Source organism: Lentzea sp. NPDC055074 (genome assembly GCF_053608005.1).
The window spans coordinates 76,094-91,897 of sequence record NZ_JBSGUQ010000027.1 but is presented as its reverse complement, the minus strand read 5'-3'; the positions used below and the strand labels follow the sequence as shown (position 1 = coordinate 91,897).

Genomic DNA, 15,804 nt, shown 5'->3' with positions numbered 1-15,804 from the left:
CCGCCAGGGACTCGAACCCTGAACCCGAAGAGTAAGAGCACTCGCTTGGTGTTGTTCGCCGATCTTCCTCGACGGTGCTCACTACCTGCGCGGATGCGGTCTTGATCAGAGCACTTTGGACAGTCGTTTCTCGACGTCTGTCGTCGTTTTGTGAGGGTTAAGTGTGGGTTGATCTTGGTCTTCTGGACTCACCCACACTCCTGCCATCATCCCGACACTGAGCCTCGAACGCGGCCGGTGGCGTCGGGTCAAGGTACTCGTTCCAGCCTTGACGCGGCATCGCCGGCCGTTGTCATGCTCGTAGCGTCGGGGTGGCTCGGCTTGGTGCTCATCGGGGCGTTCCCGCGGCTTCGTCTGGTCCTGGATCGGTGGCAAGGCGGCGAAGCCGGCGCGGCAGTCGAGCGCCATGACCGGCAAGTCCACGGTGACCCTGACGGCGCTCGTAGGGAGCTGCTGGCCGACATGGCCGTATGGGGCAACTCGCCGGCTGGGTAAGGCCGGAGGACGGCGCGCAGCGCCGCCCGGCCGACCGGCGCAGCGAAGCGGATGCCGGGAGTGCCGGGATGGAAGGTGTTCGCCGTACGCGGAGCGTGCCGCCAGCGGCGGCCTTGATCCCGTAGAGCAAAATTCGGCAATACCTCCAAGTCCGTTGCAGCGATGCAGCAAGAGACGGCCTTACGTCTGAATCGGGATCTCGATTCGTGGCCGGAACGCTTCTAGGCGGCCAACGTATGTACGCACCACTTGGTCGTAAATATCGGGCGTCCTAGTCGATCGAACAGTGATCACCAGTGCGTAACGGATCCTGTCGACCCCGCTCGCAGCCCCGCCGCCCGTGCGCGCATTGTGGTGAATGTCGAACACTGGCTGGTAGAGCGATGATCCGCGGAACCGCTTGCTGCGATGAAGTGTTGTCTCCCACTTCTGGGCATCGTTTCGCAGTGTCCGCTCATTATCGTAGTCACTCCGCTGAAAGAATGAGCTCGAAGTAGGCTCGGTCGCGGCGTCTTTGAACTTTTTTGCGTGCGGACGAAACACAACTTCTAGCCCACTGCGCGTGTAGCTTCCTGGATCCTGTGGATCCACTGCTGTGGCGTAGCAGAACGTGGCATCCACGGTTACGAAGCCGCTGAGAGAAGATTCGGGAAGAGGGAGTAGAGCGCGCAGGTACTGGCTGGGGTTTAGTTCTCCTTGGTAGACGACGCGAACCGTCCCGTCAGGGCAGACAACCAGATCGTCAATCAGACTAGGAAGTCGTCCCCAGCCGACTTCTGATTTATCCATATCTGAGTTGTCGGCGCCATGGATCAAGAGCGTCTTCAGGGCCAGCGGACTGAGCCGCTCGCCAAAGTGTGCGCGGACACCGAGAGCCATTCGTAGTGCTGCTGGCGAGGCGAACGATGTACCTCGGGTCATGGCCAATTTGGGTGCGTCGTCTGCGCTATATACGATGAACGGTTCGCGCTCGACCCCGCCGAAGTGGATAACATCTGGCTTTACACGCCCAGGGCTTCGTCCTGGCCCAAAAGCGCTGTACGGCGCTCGTTTCCATCCGTCTTTTTGGCTATCTGCGGCACCAATAGCCATTGCATTAACGGCATCGGATGGGACCTGAATCCGCAACTCTTCTTCGAGCGCGCTCAGGTTGCCATTATTTCCAACGGCGATGGTGGCAAGTGCGTGGCCGTCAGAGAGGTGTTCGTCAAGAATCGCGGTCCACGGGTGAACCTCGTCGTCCTCGATTGAAAGGCTAGGTCCAATGCTCAGGTTGAAGAACTCATAGTTCCGTTCTGCCAGAGCAGCTTGGATTCGTCGAAGTGCTGTGTACAGTTCATACGGATCCTGCGCGGACTCCTCGTCAAGAACGCGAAAGTTGTCCACGAGGGCATATGGCTGGGGTGCGGTCTCTCCTGGAGTCAGGCTTCCAAACAGCAGAGCGGAAGTGACGTCGTGCCCGTGACTGCGGAAACTTTCGTTCGGCGTGGAAGTTCCGCTGGGCTCGATTGCGGCAACCCAGCGCCCAAGTGAATGTTGTTCTGGAATTCCTCCATCGAAAACCGCCACGCGGAGGTCGGGGTCTACTGCGTCTGCGTCAGGAAGAGCGCAAGGTGACAACTGAGGCATAGGGCGTGCGCGCTCGATAGTAGGAATATTCCTCAGGCGCGGCATGGGTCGCGCGACGCGCAGAAAGGCGAACTTGGCCAGTTCGGAGAGCGTGCCGTTGTCCCCTAGCTCGACAGGTACAAAGCAGAGTCCACCAGCGTGTAGGCGCTGTTCAAAGTGTGGTCGTGCCCCCAACGTCAAAGCGTAGTCGGAAAATGCCTGCAAGATGTAAATGGCTGATTGACTTGCGTTGGCATGCAGTACGACTTCAAGAAGTGTTCCAGACGGGCTGTCGTTGATCCGCAAGCGTTCAGAAGCTGCCGGCGCTCGTACGGATTCGATCTTTCGGAGTTGGTCACGCGATGTTGATCCGAGGTTGTGTGCGCCACTTGACATGGCGGCCGCCCACCTGTCGAACGCTTCACGGCGGCCAGCGACAAATAGCTCGGTCGTGGCTGCCGGCTCGGGATCTATTTTCTTCGACCATTTCTCTGGTTGAATTTCTGCTGGGCGACTTCCCACTTGTCGAAGGTTGAAGTCGTTAAGCAGATTTGCGGGATGATACGACTTTGCGATCCATTGTGGGTGAAGTGTCACCACGCCAACCGCTTCGTTGTTTGGACATGCGCCTCTGGGGAGTGAGTCCAATGACTGCGCGGTCGTGGTTATCATGGGTGTTAGCCGTGCGACCGCCTGATCAAAGGTATATGAAGGTTCATTTCCGCCACCTCCTCCCGGCGGGATTATGCCTTCCGTTAGTCGTTCGCCATACCCGAGAAGAAACTTCCTGTCGTCCGGCATGATTGCTCCTTGTCCTCGTTTACTGTTGACGCCTACGCAGGGTGTCGCGGCTAACGCCAGTCAGTTCGCTGGTGCGACGCTGAGAGATTTGGGTTTCTTTCATTAGGCGCATCGCAAGTTCAACTCTGCGAGCTGTTGGCAGTGTCACCATCTGCTCTTTGACTCTTTCAAGTAGTGCCTGTTCGACTGGTATCTGGCCGATAGCTGCGAACCGTCGTGCTTGAGTGACTTCGCGCTCGATGTTGCTAAACGACATTCCTATGCAGAGTTGAGAAAGTATTTCGATGAGGTCTACATCGATTGCTTGTTCGCTCAGGTGATGTTCGAGTGCTGTCCTGATTTCATTGACCCCGGGAAGCGGAAAATCAATAGTCATTTCAAACCGCCGCCAGATGGCGGGGTCGAGCAGCTCGGCGTGATTTGACGCTGCCAGAAGTAGGGATCCCTCAGGCCAGTTGTCGATCTCTTGCAGGAGAACTGTGACAAGCCTTTTTAGTTCGCCGAGTTCGGTCGCGTCATCTCGGCGTTTTGCAACAGCATCCAACTCGTCAATTAGCAGTACGCTGGGGGTTGATTTAGCGTAGTCGAGTACCCGGCGAACATTTGCACCTGTGCGACCGAGAAAGCTACTCATTACCGATGATAGATCCAGCGTGAGCAGCGGTAGCTTGAGTTGAGATGCCAACCATTGCGCTGAAAGCGTCTTTCCTACTCCTGGAGGCCCTGTGAATAGGGCGGTCCTCGTGGGGGCGAGGCCTACCTGAAGAAGCGGCGCGGGATTTGAATATTCTTGCGCAATCTGATCGACTCGTTTCCTTACGGCCTCGCTAAGAATTGGGACGATATGAACGATGTTGAGGTCGTCTTGTCTGACCAGGGGCAGTCTCGACTCCTGATCAACTGGCTGGGCCATTGCGGCCGCTCGCCCCTCGACTCCTCGCATGGGGCTCTCGCGAAGCATGTCGATCAGTGACGATGCGATGCGAGGGCGCGAGTCTCGGTAGCGCCTGGCCAAGCGGCGCAGCATCGGTGGTACCTCGACCGTCCGCCCGGATAGGGCGAGCCTGGCCAACTGGACTAGATCCTGTTCGATCTTGTCAGAGTCGTCCGGTCCTGTTGGAGCGCGTTTGTCCTGCACAGAGTGATGTTAGCAGCCTGAGTGGACTAGCTATAGATCATTCGGTCCAGAGTCGCCCACTCTTGCGCGGTGGTGCTGGTGGTGTCGATCCGCTTGATGCGTAAGCGTTGTAGCGTTGCGCAGATGCAGCTGATGAGTTGGGCGCGCTCGTTGGTGGACGACATGCTGCAGGCTTCGCTGCCACGGCGTTGGAGGCACGTGAACGGCGTCGCCAAGCGTGTGGGTGTTGCTGAGGCCCTACTGTCGTCACAAGATGCGGAGATGCTGAGGGCTGCGGCTCTACTGCATGACATCGGCTACGCGCCTGAGCTTGCAGCGACAGGCTTTCATCCGCTGGACGGTGCCAGTTTTCTTCGCGATCAAGGTGCGCCAACCCGCCTCTGTGCCCTTGTTGCTCACCACTCGTGCGCGTTTCGAGAGGCTGAGCTCAGAGGCCTATCGGCTGAGCTCACAGAGTGGGTAGACGAGGAGGGGGTGCTTCGAGATGCGCTGTGGTGGGCCGACATGACGACGAGTCCTGACGGTGAACCCACGAACTTGAACGACCGCATCGAGGAGATTCAGAAGCGTTATGGCCCGGAGTCGTTGGTCACTCTGTTCATCCGCGAGGCCCGTCCTGAGCTGGCAGGCGCGGTAGTCCGGACCGAGGAGCGGCTCCGCGTTGCAGGGTTGGATCAGACCGCGAAGTAGGGCCTCGACCGCTCCTCGAACCCGTGCTCGATCCGAAGTCGGATGGATGGGTGGATGTTCAGCGTGTCGAGGTCTCCGCGGCTGACCCAGTGAACTTCGCTGGACTCGTCGCTGGTGCGCAGTTCGCCGCCGATCAGCCGCGCTCGGAAGCAGATGGAGAACTGCTGTCGCACCTCACCGTCCGTGTACGCGATGACGTGCGCGGGATCGGAGTACACGCCGATGATGTCGACGGGTTCCACGTCGATCCCGGTCTCTTCCTTGACCTCGCGGATGACGGTGTGGCCGATGGTCTCGCCGACGTCCTGGGCTCCGCCGGGGATCGAGTACAGGTCGTTGTCGGTCCGCCGGATCATCAACAGCCGGCCTTGCTCGTCCTGCACGAACGCCGTCACTGCCACGACGATGTTGGTCGCTTTCGGTGCGTTCGGGTCGTTGTAGTGATCAATGCGAGCCATGCCTACCTGCCTACCACTTCGGCGGCTTCGCGCCATCCCAGACGCCTTGGAAGCTCTCGGCGTACGTCTCGAACAGGTCGCCACCGGACAATCGCCGCAGGTGCAGGACCGGGGCGTGAGCTGCCATGAAGCCGTGCACGTGCGTGTTCACGAGCATCTCGTCATCGAAGCGGTAGATCGAGTTGTAGAGCGTCGTGCCGTGAAGTCGGATCTCAACGCCGGGCACCTCGGCCAGCGGCTTGTAGATGGCCAGGGCGTTGCGGATCTTCGCGCCAAGCGTGGTCTTGCCGATGCCCTCTTCTTCGCTGCGGCGTGCGACCTCACGGCTTGCCGGGTCTCCGAGCAGCAACCGGATCCGGACGCCGTTCTCTGCCTTCTGGCGCAGCGTCTTGATCAGGGCTGGGTTGTCCACGAGGAACATGCCGGCGTAGACGAGGATCGAGATGCTGATCTTGGACTGCTCGATCAGGTGTCCCCATATGTCCTGCGGCACGGCGTGGCGGTGTGCGTAGACCTGGACGACCTCGGACTCGTTGATCTCTTTCTTCTTCTCCGGTGCGACGGCGTCCGGCCAGAGGTAGGTCTCCGTCTCGCGGACCATCGCGGCGATGGCGTGCCGGTGGCGCGGGTACGGCGTCCGGTCCTGCGTGATCCACCGTTCGACAGTCTTCGGGTCTACGCCGGTTGCCTTGGCGACTTCATCGAAGCCCAAAGTGTTGCGCAGCAACGCATCCCGCAGGCGTTGGTTCGGCATGATCCACCCTCCGTACAACTAGGGACGACTTCAATGTAGCCGAGACGTCTGTAGTTGTCCTTATGTGTGGTGTTGACGTCCTGCCGATTCGTCGAAAGTCGTAGGTGCCGAAACGTCGGGGACCAGCCCTGGCCGGCACGAACGACAGGAGAACGACGATGGCGATCACAGGTGGGAGCAGGCTCCCGGCGGGTCACGACTTCGTGTTCCCGAGGGGCGCGCTCGTGATGGGCGTCGAGCCGGTGCTCAAGTTCCAGTCGGCGGAGGACCGCGCCAAGGGGCTCCCCGTCGAGCAGGAGGTCGATAAGGACAACGGGCTGCTCGTCTGGTCCGTCCTGGTGATCGACCAGGCGGCGGAGCGCAAGACGGACGCGGCGGTCACGGTCAAGATTTCCGCACCTCACCGGCCCGTTCCGCCCGAGGCGATCCCCGGCACGGATATCCGGCCCGCCGTGTTCGAGGGGCTGACGGTCACGCCGTGGATCGATGACAAGGGCTGCCGTGGTGGCCACGTCGGTGAGCGTCACCGCTGCCGGGCGAAGCTGGGCTACAGCTTGCGCGCCACCGGCATGAAGGCGGCCGTCGCGGCCAAGCCCGCGCCCAAGGCGGCGTGATCCGTGGCCGACTTGATGCGACTGCACCTGACGGCAAACCTGCCGATCCGGGTTGAACCGCTCGTCTTCGCTGGACGGGTCGAGTTCCGGCTGGGCAATGCCTTCCCGGCCGTCCTGGTGGTCGACGCTGAGGCACTGCCTCGCCTTGCTGAAGCTGTCGCTGAGGGACAGACGGCTCTCGATGCGGCGCGGGGTGGTCAGTGATGGGGTTCAACGCCACCTGTACACCCGGTCGAGACGCTGGCGCGGCCATGATCCGGGTGACGCCCGAGGTTCCGGCGCTGGCCATCTACCTCGACCCGGTCAACATCGCGATCCAGCTCCCGCCCTTCCCCGGCGGCTCGGACGTGCTGATGCGGTTCTGCCGGGAGTTGTCGCAGGAGGCGGCCAAGCTGGCTGACCATCTCGGCAACCAGGAGGGGCGTCACGCGCTCGCGGAGGAGGCTCCCGATGTCCGCGGCTAACGCCATGCACTGGGGCTTGGCGGAACAGGCTCGGACGCTGAGCGAGGCGCACGACGTCCTGAGCAAGCTCCTGCCCAATCCTAAGTCCGCGCCCGAGGTGTTGAGGGACTACTACCTCCGCTCGGCCGCCATCTACGCCCGTGTCGCCGAGACCGATCGCAGCCACCACCACGAGGCCATGTACTGGGCGAACCGTGAGCGCGAGAAGGGGGAGGCGATCAAGGTCGCGAAGACGGTGAAGAAGTAGCGGAAGTCCTCATTGGACAGAGCGCATGACTCTGCTGGGTCATGTGGCGATGCCGCACGTCTTGTTGCGGCGCAAAGAGAACGTGAGACGCAGGAGCGGAAACCGGCTACCAACCTTGCCGCTCCTGCGTTGTCCACCCAACTCAGGAGTGAACAAGATGAGCGTAGAGCCTGAGCGCATTCGTGCGCTAGATGGGGATCAGATGATCTCCACCAGGCAGACCGTTTCCACCTACGCCGTGATGCTCGACGGCGGCTCGCTGGAGACGATGGAACTCACTGCGGCACAGGCTCGGGGCTTCGAATGCCTCACCTGCCGGGCGCAGCACACCGCCGCTTCGGGAGCGTTCCAGCCTGTTGGGCGCATCCCCAGCGTTGGCAGCGTCTTCCAGTGCCTAAAGTGCGTTGGCGGTGCGCGATGACGGGCACCCGATGGGTCGACCCCGCACCGTTCGAGGGTGCACGTCCACGGGTCCCGTGGTGGGTGTGGCTTCCCGGCTGGATCAAGGTTCTGCTCGCGCCGGTCGCGCTGATCTGGCTCGCCGGCCGACTGGGCGTGAAGCTCGTCCTGGTGGCGGTCCGGTACCCGGTCGCGGTCACGGCCTGCCTCGGCGGCTACATCGGCTATCGCCAGTTCGGGCTGTCGCCGCTCGTCCTGGCGCTGCTGTCGCTCGTGTGTGCTCTGATGGTCTGGTTCGGCCTCGATCGTGGCTCGTTCCTGCGGTACGGCTGGTACCGCGTGCTGACCGAGTGGCGGCGGCTCACGGTGTACGTGCCGCACTGGTGCACCGTGATGCGACTGGCTGAGCTGGCCAAAGACAGTCGAGGCAGGGAGTACCGCCCGAAGCTGCGTCGCGTCCGGTCGGAGGGATGGCGGGACAAGGTCCGGGTTCGCATGATCCCGGCTCAGTCTCCGGAGCAGTGGGAAGCGCGACGGGACAATCTGGCGCACTCGTTCAACGCGCGGTCCTGTCGTGTGCGGGTGCTGCGGCCGAGCGTGCTTGAGCTCGACTTCATCCACTCCGATCCGCTGTCGCGTCCGGTGGCCGTGCCGCAGCTCGCCGCTGTGGGGGACGTCGATCTCAAGCGCGTGGTGGTGGGCCGTACGGAGACCGGGAAGCCGTGGCGGCTGAAGCTGCTCGGGTCTCAGGTGCTCGTAGTCGGGGTGCCCGGCGCTGGCAAGGGTTCGGTGCTGTGGTCGATCGTCTGGCAGCTCGCCCCGGCTATCAAGGCCGGCATGGTCCGCCTCGTCGGGATCGACCCCAAGGGCGGTATGGAGCTGGGTCAGTGTCCGGACGCGTTCGAGAAGGTCGTCTACGACAACGGACCTGAAGCTGTTGCGCTGCTTGAAGAAATCGCCGCAGAGGTCAAGGAACGTGCGGCACGGTACCGGGGTATCCGTCGGCTCTGGGCACGCGGCACGGGTGAGCCGTTCACGGTCCTGATCGTGGATGAACTGGCGGACCTGATCGCCTACCAGCCCGACCGGAACCTCCGGGAACGCGCTACGCGTGCCGTTCAGACGATCACCTCGCAAGGACGTGCTCCTGGCTACGCCGTCGTCGGCCTGGTCCAAGACCCGCGCAAGGAGGTCGTCTCCTTCCGACACCTGTTCACCACCCGCGTTGCGCTGCGGCTCGATGAGCCGGTCCAAGTCGACATGGTCCTGGGCGATGGCGTTCGGCAGCGTGGCGCGGCGGCTCATGAGATCAGTGAGAACACGCCTGGTGTCGCCTGGCTGAAGGAGGACGGGCAGCGCGAACCGGAGAGGGCTCGGGCCTTCCACGTCACGGACGCGGACCTGGTCGAGCTGGGCGTCTACCTCGCCCCGGCCACAGTGCACGAGTTCCCGACCAGCGGTGAAGGGAGGGCGGCAGCGTGACCGAGTACCTGACTCGCTCGGAGCGGATGAAGCAGCCGGCCGCGCTCGATATCGCTCGGGCCGTTGCTGAGGAGCACGGCGTCTGTGTGCGGCCGTTGGCCAAGGAGCGGATCGACCTCGACACCGGACGCGTGGACATCGTGCCTGTGCCGTGCGGTTCGACCGTAGCAAGCGTGTGCCCAACCTGCGCTGAGAAGAACCGGCGTCTGCGGATGGCGCAGTGTCGCGAGGGATGGCACCTCACCGAAGAGCCCGACTTCACGCCGAACGCTCCCAGCGACGATCAGCGGGAGCTGACCGCCTACCGGGCTGACCTCGTGAAGGCCTTCCGCTTGGCCCTCGATGAGGGTGACGAGGTCGGAGCCGAAGAGGTCCAGGAAGAGGTCGCGGAGGTCGACGCCGAACTTCGGCAACTCGGAGTCCGCGGTTCACTCCCCTCTCTGGAGATGCCGCTCAAGGGTGTGAGGAAGCGGTCCACGAGGCGGCGGCAGGACGCGCCCAATCTGCCTCGACGGCCGGTCAGCAAGCGAACGGTCGGCAAGGTCTTCGGAGGCAAGTACCGGCCCTCGACATTCCTCACGCTGACGCTCGACACCTACGGCAAGGTCCGCAGTGACGGCACGCCAGTTGATCCGGCCACGTACAACTACCGGCGTGCTGCTCGGGACGCGGTGCACTTCGCGACATTGCTCGATCGGTTCGTTCAGAACCTGCGGCGCTGTGTGGGCTGGGAGGTTCAGTACTTCTCTGCGGTCGAGCCACAACGTCGGCTTGCTCCGCACTGGCACGCGGCGGTTCGGGGCTCCATCTCGCGGGCAGAGCTGAGGGCGGTCGCTGAGGCCACGTACCACCAGGTCTGGTGGCCTGAGCATGACGAGATCAAGTACGGCGGCGACAACCTGCCGGTGTGGGACGTCCGGGCCAAGGGCTTCGTTGATCCGCAGACGCGAAAGGCATTGCCTACCTGGGAAGACGCGCTCGACCAGGTGGAGCGGCCCGCGCACGTCGCGCGGTTCGGGGTGCAGGTGCACTCCAAGGGCATCCTCGGCGGGACCGAAGAGGCCGGCCGACACATCGGCTACCTGACGAAGTACCTCACCAAGAGCATCAACGAGTGCTTCGAGGCGCAGACGGCCCGCCAGGAGGACCACGCCGAACGCCTCTGCGCTGAGCTCGCGGTCACGCCGTGCTCGCCGCAATGCCCGGTCTGGTTGCTCTACGGCGTCCAGCCTCGCGGGGCTCGGCTGTCCACGGTGCCTGGCAAGTGCAAGGGGAAGGCGCACAAGCGGACCACGCTCGGCGTTGCCGGTCGGCGGGTGCTCGTGTCGCGGAAGTGGTCTGGGAAGTCGCTCGCTGACCACAAGCACGACCGGAAGACATTCGTTCGGCAACTGCTCGCGGACGTCGGCATCAAGCCCGAGGACCAGCCTCAACGGGTGGTCTGGAACAACGTCGAACCCGGTGACCCGAACGTGCCGCCTCGAGCACATCTGCTCTTGAGCGCCGTCGCTGAGCGGCGGAGGTGGAAGGCCGAATACACGGCCGCGCTGCTCGCATCTGCCGGACCTCCGGGGAGTTCGGCAACTCCGCACGCTGCTTGATCTAAAGGGGAACATCATGGAGACACGTCAGTTCGAGCCACTGTGGACAGTCAGCGACGTTGCGGCCTACCTGAACGTTCCGGTGCACACGCTCTACGGCTGGAGGACCAAGAACTACGGGCCGCCTGCTCGGCGTATCGGCAAGCATCTGCGGTACCTGCCGTCCGAGGTGCGGAGCTGGTTTGAGCACCTGCTTGAGGAGGCAGCCTGATGGGGCGTCCACCTCTGGACCTCGGCACGTACGGCGCGATTCGTTGCTATGAAACGGATTCCGGCTGGCGTGCGACCACGAAGTACCGCGACTACGACGGCAAGACGCGAACCGTTGAGCGGTGGGGGAAGACCAAGAGCGCCGCAGAGCGGAGCCTCAAGAAGGCGCTCGCCGAGAGGAAGGGACCGTCCGGCAGTTCGCTGACGCGCGAGAGCCGGTTCAAGGAAGCCTTGGACCAGTGGTTCACGAAGTTCCAGGCGCTCGTTGACGCTGGGAAGAGGTCTCCAAGCAGCCTCGACACGTACCGCAGCATCATGGACCGGCATGTGCTCCCTGGCCTCGGTGAGCTGCGGATTCGTGAGATGACGGTGGCCCGGGTGGACGCGTTCCTTGGTGCGTTGTGGCGGTCGGTCAGCGTGGACACGGCGAAGACTGCCCGGTCGGTGATCTCGGGGGCGCTGCGGATCGCTGTCCGGGACAAGGCGCTGGACACGAACCCGGTCAGGGAGGCGGAACCGCTGGAGGCCGGCCGGAAGAAGAGTCCGCGGGCGCTCACGCTGGAGGAACGGGTCCGCTGGCTCGACATGCTGGAGTCGGACCCCAAGGCCGTGAAGCGGGACCTGCCTGACCTGTCGCGCTTCATGATGGCCACGGGCGTTCGCATCGGTGAGGCGCTGGCCGTCTACTGGGAGGACGTCGACTTCGAGGCTGGCACGGTCGCCGTGAACTACACGGTGATCCGAGTCAAGGACATCGGGCTGATCCGGAAGTCGACCAAGACGGAGGCCGGTGAGCGAACGCTCCTGCTCCCGCGATGGGCGCTCGACATGCTCCAAAGGAGGCGCAAGACCTCCAGCTTTCCGAACGGGCCGATCTTCCCGGATGCCCTCGGTGGCCTCCGTGACCCGTCCAACACCCGGAAGGACCTACGGAAAGCGAGGGGCGGGGACGAGTTCGCCTGGGTGACCTCGCACGTCTTCCGGAAGACGGCGGCGACCATCCTCGATGAGGCGGGACTCTCCGCGCGGCAGGTCGCGGACCAGCTCGGCCACGCGCGGCCGTCGATGACGCAGGACACCTACATGGGTCGGAAGCTGGTCGACCGGCGCGCTGCTGACGCCCTGGAGGACGCGCTCGGAGGGCCAAAAGACGATCAAGCAGAAGACGGCGAAGTTGAATGACCAGCGGTTTTGTGTGGGTTAAGTGTGGGGACGCCCGGACAAAGCGAAACCCCCAGGCCTGTGACCTGGGGGTTTGGTGGGCCGCCAGGGACTCGAACCCTGAACCCGAAGATTAAAAGTCTCCTGCTCTGCCAATTGAGCTAGCAGCCCTCGCCGGGACAGCCTACCGATCTCCACCTCCACCTGTCCTCCGGGTTGCCAACCTCACGGTTGACGCGCCGCCACAGCACCCGAGAACCCACCCCGAAGAGGATCAGGCAAGAACCAAGCCGGATCGGAGTACCAACCCAAGACAGACAGGACTGAAATCGGAGGTGTCAGCACAAGACCACTCCGAGGAGCCAAGAGATGCCGCTCGACCACTACGTCACCCTGGGCCGCTCCGGCCTCCGCGTCAGCCCCTTCGCGCTCGGCGCGATGACCTTCGGCGAGGACCCCGGGGGTGCCGGGGCCAGCGTCGAGGAGTCCGAGAAGATCCTCCAGGCCTACCTCGATCGTGGCGGGAACTTCATCGACACCGCCAACTTCTACACCAACGGGCACTCGGAGAAGATCCTCGGCGACTTCTTCAAGGCCCAGAAGAACCGGGATCGGGTGGTGTTGGCGTCCAAGTTCTTCTTCAACATGCACCCCGGCGATCCCAATGGTGGTGGGGCTGGGCGTCTCGCTGTCCGCCGGCAGCTCGACGAGACCCTGCGCCGGCTCCAGACCGACTACCTCGACCTCTACTGGATGCACAACTGGGATCGGAACACGCCTGTCGAGGAGACGATGCGGGTTCTCGACGACCTGGTGGGATCGGGCAAGGTGGGGTACATCGGGTTCTCCAACGTGCCTGCGTGGGTGACGGCGCAGGCTCAGACGATGGCGCTGCTCGAGGGCTGGACGCCGTTGATCGCGTTGCAGGTCGAGTACTCGCTGCTGGCGCGGACGGTCGAGGGTGAGATCGGGCCCATGAGCAGGGACTTCGGCTTGGCGCTGGTGCCTTGGAGTCCACTCAAGAACGGGTTCCTCAGCGGCAAGTACCGGCGGAACGGGCAGGTCACCGACTCGGAACGGACGAAGTTCGTCGGTGGGCCGAGCCCGCGGGAGTTCGAGGTCATCGACGTGGTCACCAGCGTCGCCGACGAGCTCGGCGTGTCTGCTGCGGCGGTGTCGTTGGCCTGGCTCCGGCAGCGCGAAGGCACGGTGGTGCCGATCATCGGGGCGCGGAAGCTGGAGCATCTGGAGAGCAACCTCGACGAAGTGGTGCTCGCAGAACAGCAGATCGCTCGGCTCGACGCGGTGTCGCAGCCCGACCTCAACTATCCCGCCGGCCTGCACGGGGAGTTGCGGGCCATGTTGCAGTTCGCCGGGACGACGGTGGACGGCGAGGCTTCGGGGGTCTATCCGCCGTTGTTGCAGAGCGACGTTCGCTACTGAGGTAGAGCCTGCTCCACCTCCAGAAGGGAAGTGTGCGTGACTGCGCTGACCCACCCGTGGTTGGAAATCTTGTCCTCACCACGGCAAGGGGAGGCACAGGATGAAGAAGACGCTGGTTGGAGTCTTGGCGGCGGCCATGTTGTTCAGTGGAACGGCTATGGCCGCGTCGCCCACGACCGTTCAGAAGCAGCTCGACGGGCTCACGAAGCAGCACAAGTTCCCGGCGGCCTTGGGGACCACGACCGACGCCAACGGCAGGACTACGGCCTACACGTCGGGTACGGCCGAGCTCGGCAAGCAAAAACCGGTGCCGCGCAACGGGCAGGTTCGGGCGGGCTCCAACACCAAGGCGTTCGTGGCGACGGTGGTCATGCAGCTGGTGGCGGAGGGCAAGGTCGAGCTCGACAAGCCGATCAACCACTACCTGCCGAAGGCGGTCGAGGACGATCGGATCACGGTCCGGCAGCTGCTCAACCACACCAGCGGGCTCGCGAACTACACCGAGTTCATGGGACTCGAGAAGTTCGAGGAGGTGCGGCACCGGTACGTGGAGCCGCGCGAGTTGCTGGACATCGGCAACGCTCACCCCAAGACCGGGGAGCCCGGCGAGAAGTTCAAGTACAGCAACACGAACTACGTGCTGCTCGGGCTGCTGACGCAGAAGGTCACCGGGCGGCCGGTGGCGGAGAACGTCGACAAGCGGATCATCCAGAAGATCAAGCTCGAGGACACCTACTGGCCGAACCAGGGCGAGGAGACGATCCGCGGCAAGCACCCGAAGGGGTACGCGAAGACGGGCAACGGCATCGAGGACGTCACCGTGCTCGACCCCAGCTGGGGCTGGGCGGCCGGGCAGATCATCTCCAGCACCAAGGACCTCAACACCTTCTACCGCGCGCTGCTCAAGGGTGAGCTCCTCCCGAAGGCGCAGCTCGACGAGATGCAGAAGACCGTCGACACCAAGGGCGAGATGTGGCCCGGCGTGGAGTACGGGCTCGGCATCGCCAGCTCACCGCTGTCGTGTGGTGGGCGCGCTTGGGGCCACGGTGGTGACATCCACGGGTACGAGACGCGGGGTGGCGTTGCGCCGGACGGCCGGGCGTTCTCCGTTGCCGTGACGGCGTTGCCGGGTACTTTCCAGGACACGCCGGAAGAGGCCGGCAAGGCCCACGACGCGATGCTGGCCACTGTGGACGCTGCTCTGTGTGGTGCCAAGTGATCGCGGTGGCCGCGGTCGCGGCCCTGAGCCTCCTCGTCCCCCAGCAGCTCGACCAGATCGTCAAGGACGGCACGCCCGGTGTCGAGGCGCACCTGCAGGGTCGTGACCACGCCAGGGGGAACGCGCCGGTCAACGGGCAGGTGCGGATCGGCAGCATCACCAAGTCGTTCGTGGCGGCGGCGACGCTGCAACTGGTCGCCGAGAACAAGGTCGAGCTCGACAAGCCCGTCAACCAGTACGTGCCGCACGTCGAGGACAGCCGCATCACGGTGCGCCAGGTCCTGCAGCACACCAGCGGGTTGCCGGACTACGTGATCCAGGTCGGGGTGCCGAAGATCGCCGACGTCCGCGACCGGTACTTCGCGCCGCACGACCTCCTGGACGCCGCGCTGGCCCAGCCGAAGCGGTTCGAGCCGGGCGAGAGGTACGAGTACAGCAACACGAACTACGTCGTCGCTGGGCTGCTGATCCAGAAGGCCAGCGGACGGCCGGTCGGCGAGGCGATCGACAAGGTGATCGCCAAGGCCGGACTGAAGGACACGTACTGGCCGAACCAGGGCGAGCAGCGCATCCGCGGCCGGCACGCGCAGGCCTACGCGCTGAGCGACCTGCTCGACCCGAAGTCGAAGGTGGTCAACGCGACGGAGATCGAGACGTCCGCCGCGTGGGCGTCCGGGGCGATGGTCTCCACGCCCAAGGACGTCGCCAGGTTCTACGACGCCCTGCTCCAGGGCAAGGTGCTGCCGAAGGCCCAGCTCGACGAGATGCGCAAGACCGTCACCGTCGACGAGAAGAGCGCTTACGGACTCGGCCTCGAGGCCACCAGGCTCAGCTGCGGCGGGGTCTGGTGGGGGCACGGCGGGTCGATCCACGGCTGGGCGTCGCTCGGCGGTGCGACGGACGGCGGCAAGAACGCCGCGATCACGCTCACCGCGCTGCCCGGCACGTTCGGGGACGACCCCGCGAAGAAGTTCCAGCAGATGTTCGACGTCATGGACACCGCACTCTGCAAGAAGTAGT

Annotated in this window: 16 protein-coding genes and 1 tRNA gene; 12 read left to right on the top strand and 5 right to left on the bottom strand. The window is 63.8% G+C overall.

Annotation, left to right across the window (positions count from 1 at the left end):
- Positions 1 to 675: 675 nt before the first annotated feature.
- On the bottom strand, positions 676 to 2,904 hold the full coding sequence (locus ACWF7A_RS40320) for a S8 family peptidase (protein WP_452255761.1): 2,229 nt from the start codon (positions 2,902 to 2,904) through the stop codon (positions 676 to 678).
- A gap of 19 nt (positions 2,905 to 2,923) precedes the next feature.
- Positions 2,924 to 3,931, bottom strand: a complete 1,008-nt coding sequence (locus ACWF7A_RS40315; protein ID WP_452255760.1) for an AAA family ATPase — start codon at positions 3,929 to 3,931, stop codon at positions 2,924 to 2,926.
- A 180-nt stretch (positions 3,932 to 4,111) separates the two neighbouring features.
- On the opposite strand from ACWF7A_RS40315, the gene ACWF7A_RS40310 reads away from it, so the two are divergent.
- Entirely contained in the window at positions 4,112 to 4,732 is a 621-nt protein-coding gene (locus tag ACWF7A_RS40310) for an HD domain-containing protein (RefSeq protein ID WP_452255759.1), read from the top strand.
- Here ACWF7A_RS40310 and ACWF7A_RS40305 read toward each other — a convergent pair.
- Positions 4,717 to 5,190, bottom strand: coding sequence for an NUDIX hydrolase (locus ACWF7A_RS40305; RefSeq protein ID WP_452255758.1), 474 nt, complete (start codon positions 5,188 to 5,190; stop codon positions 4,717 to 4,719). The genes ACWF7A_RS40310 and ACWF7A_RS40305 overlap by 16 nt on opposite strands.
- Positions 5,191 to 5,200: 10 nt before the next feature.
- Positions 5,201 to 5,944 carry a DUF5919 domain-containing protein gene (locus tag ACWF7A_RS40300; RefSeq protein ID WP_090046226.1) on the bottom strand — a complete coding sequence of 248 codons (744 nt, stop codon included), beginning with the start codon at positions 5,942 to 5,944 and terminating at the stop codon, positions 5,201 to 5,203.
- A 158-nt stretch (positions 5,945 to 6,102) separates the two neighbouring features.
- On the opposite strand from ACWF7A_RS40300, the gene ACWF7A_RS40295 reads away from it, so the two are divergent.
- The 8 genes from ACWF7A_RS40295 (at position 6,103) to ACWF7A_RS40260 (ending at position 12,143) form a co-directional block, all read left to right on the top strand.
- Positions 6,103 to 6,558, top strand: coding sequence for a hypothetical protein (locus ACWF7A_RS40295; protein ID WP_090102262.1), 456 nt, complete (start codon positions 6,103 to 6,105; stop codon positions 6,556 to 6,558).
- A 3-nt stretch (positions 6,559 to 6,561) separates the two neighbouring features.
- Complete coding sequence (locus ACWF7A_RS40290; RefSeq protein ID WP_065915786.1) at positions 6,562 to 6,762, top strand: hypothetical protein; 201 nt, start codon at positions 6,562 to 6,564, stop codon at positions 6,760 to 6,762.
- Positions 6,763 to 6,809: 47 nt separating this feature from the next.
- Positions 6,810 to 7,022, top strand: coding sequence for a hypothetical protein (locus ACWF7A_RS40285; protein ID WP_452255757.1), 213 nt, complete (start codon positions 6,810 to 6,812; stop codon positions 7,020 to 7,022).
- A complete protein-coding gene (locus ACWF7A_RS40280) occupies positions 7,009 to 7,269 on the top strand; it encodes an AMED_5909 family protein (protein WP_452255756.1) in 261 nt (86 codons plus the stop codon). Before ACWF7A_RS40285 ends, ACWF7A_RS40280 begins: the two co-directional genes overlap by 14 nt.
- Positions 7,270 to 7,686: 417 nt before the next feature.
- The gene (locus ACWF7A_RS40275; protein ID WP_452255755.1) at positions 7,687 to 9,150 is read left to right on the top strand and encodes an FtsK/SpoIIIE domain-containing protein; all 1,464 of its coding nucleotides are present in this window, start codon (positions 7,687 to 7,689) and stop codon (positions 9,148 to 9,150) included.
- A 26-nt stretch (positions 9,151 to 9,176) separates the two neighbouring features.
- Positions 9,177 to 10,751, top strand: coding sequence for a replication initiator (locus ACWF7A_RS40270; protein ID WP_452255793.1), 1,575 nt, complete (start codon positions 9,177 to 9,179; stop codon positions 10,749 to 10,751).
- 16 nt (positions 10,752 to 10,767) lie between these two features.
- A complete protein-coding gene (locus ACWF7A_RS40265) occupies positions 10,768 to 10,962 on the top strand; it encodes a helix-turn-helix domain-containing protein (protein ID WP_090046234.1) in 195 nt (64 codons plus the stop codon).
- Positions 10,962 to 12,143: a tyrosine-type recombinase/integrase gene (locus tag ACWF7A_RS40260; RefSeq protein ID WP_452255754.1), complete on the top strand. Its 1,182-nt coding sequence runs from the start codon at positions 10,962 to 10,964 to the stop codon at positions 12,141 to 12,143. The genes ACWF7A_RS40265 and ACWF7A_RS40260 overlap by 1 nt, the downstream gene beginning before the upstream one ends.
- 74 nt (positions 12,144 to 12,217) lie before the next feature.
- Here the strand turns inward: ACWF7A_RS40260 and ACWF7A_RS40255 are convergent.
- Positions 12,218 to 12,293: transfer RNA gene (locus ACWF7A_RS40255), tRNA-Lys, on the bottom strand.
- A 198-nt stretch (positions 12,294 to 12,491) separates the two neighbouring features.
- On the opposite strand from ACWF7A_RS40255, the gene ACWF7A_RS40250 reads away from it, so the two are divergent.
- The 3 genes from ACWF7A_RS40250 (at position 12,492) to ACWF7A_RS40240 (ending at position 15,803) form a co-directional block, all read left to right on the top strand.
- Positions 12,492 to 13,565 (top strand): aldo/keto reductase, encoded by a 1,074-nt coding sequence (locus tag ACWF7A_RS40250; protein WP_452255753.1) that lies wholly within the window; start codon positions 12,492 to 12,494, stop codon positions 13,563 to 13,565.
- A gap of 157 nt (positions 13,566 to 13,722) precedes the next feature.
- Complete coding sequence (locus ACWF7A_RS40245) at positions 13,723 to 14,784, top strand: serine hydrolase domain-containing protein (RefSeq protein WP_452255752.1); 1,062 nt, start codon at positions 13,723 to 13,725, stop codon at positions 14,782 to 14,784.
- A complete protein-coding gene (locus ACWF7A_RS40240) occupies positions 14,781 to 15,803 on the top strand; it encodes a serine hydrolase domain-containing protein (RefSeq protein WP_452255751.1) in 1,023 nt (340 codons plus the stop codon). Before ACWF7A_RS40245 ends, ACWF7A_RS40240 begins: the two co-directional genes overlap by 4 nt.
- The last annotated feature ends 1 nt before the right edge of the window (position 15,804 follow it).

What these genes read in the sequence shown, in the direction of transcription:
- ACWF7A_RS40315 (WP_452255760.1), bottom strand. Translation starts at nt 3,931, where the DNA reads ATGCTGCGCCGCTTGGCCAGGCGCTACCGAGACTCGCGCCCTCGCATC.
- ACWF7A_RS40280 (WP_452255756.1), top strand. Translation starts at nt 7,009, where the DNA reads ATGTCCGCGGCTAACGCCATGCACTGGGGCTTGGCGGAACAGGCTCGG.
- ACWF7A_RS40270 (WP_452255793.1), top strand. Translation starts at nt 9,177, where the DNA reads ATGAAGCAGCCGGCCGCGCTCGATATCGCTCGGGCCGTTGCTGAGGAG.
- ACWF7A_RS40275 (WP_452255755.1), top strand. Translation starts at nt 7,687, where the DNA reads ATGACGGGCACCCGATGGGTCGACCCCGCACCGTTCGAGGGTGCACGT.
- ACWF7A_RS40295 (WP_090102262.1), top strand. Translation starts at nt 6,103, where the DNA reads ATGGCGATCACAGGTGGGAGCAGGCTCCCGGCGGGTCACGACTTCGTG.
- ACWF7A_RS40300 (WP_090046226.1), bottom strand. Translation starts at nt 5,944, where the DNA reads ATGCCGAACCAACGCCTGCGGGATGCGTTGCTGCGCAACACTTTGGGC.
- ACWF7A_RS40320 (WP_452255761.1), bottom strand. Translation starts at nt 2,904, where the DNA reads ATGCCGGACGACAGGAAGTTTCTTCTCGGGTATGGCGAACGACTAACG.
- ACWF7A_RS40245 (WP_452255752.1), top strand. Translation starts at nt 13,723, where the DNA reads ATGGCCGCGTCGCCCACGACCGTTCAGAAGCAGCTCGACGGGCTCACG.
- ACWF7A_RS40265 (WP_090046234.1), top strand. Translation starts at nt 10,768, where the DNA reads ATGGAGACACGTCAGTTCGAGCCACTGTGGACAGTCAGCGACGTTGCG.
- ACWF7A_RS40260 (WP_452255754.1), top strand. Translation starts at nt 10,962, where the DNA reads ATGGGGCGTCCACCTCTGGACCTCGGCACGTACGGCGCGATTCGTTGC.
- ACWF7A_RS40305 (WP_452255758.1), bottom strand. Translation starts at nt 5,190, where the DNA reads ATGGCTCGCATTGATCACTACAACGACCCGAACGCACCGAAAGCGACC.
- ACWF7A_RS40285 (WP_452255757.1), top strand. Translation starts at nt 6,810, where the DNA reads ATGATCCGGGTGACGCCCGAGGTTCCGGCGCTGGCCATCTACCTCGAC.
- ACWF7A_RS40250 (WP_452255753.1), top strand. Translation starts at nt 12,492, where the DNA reads ATGCCGCTCGACCACTACGTCACCCTGGGCCGCTCCGGCCTCCGCGTC.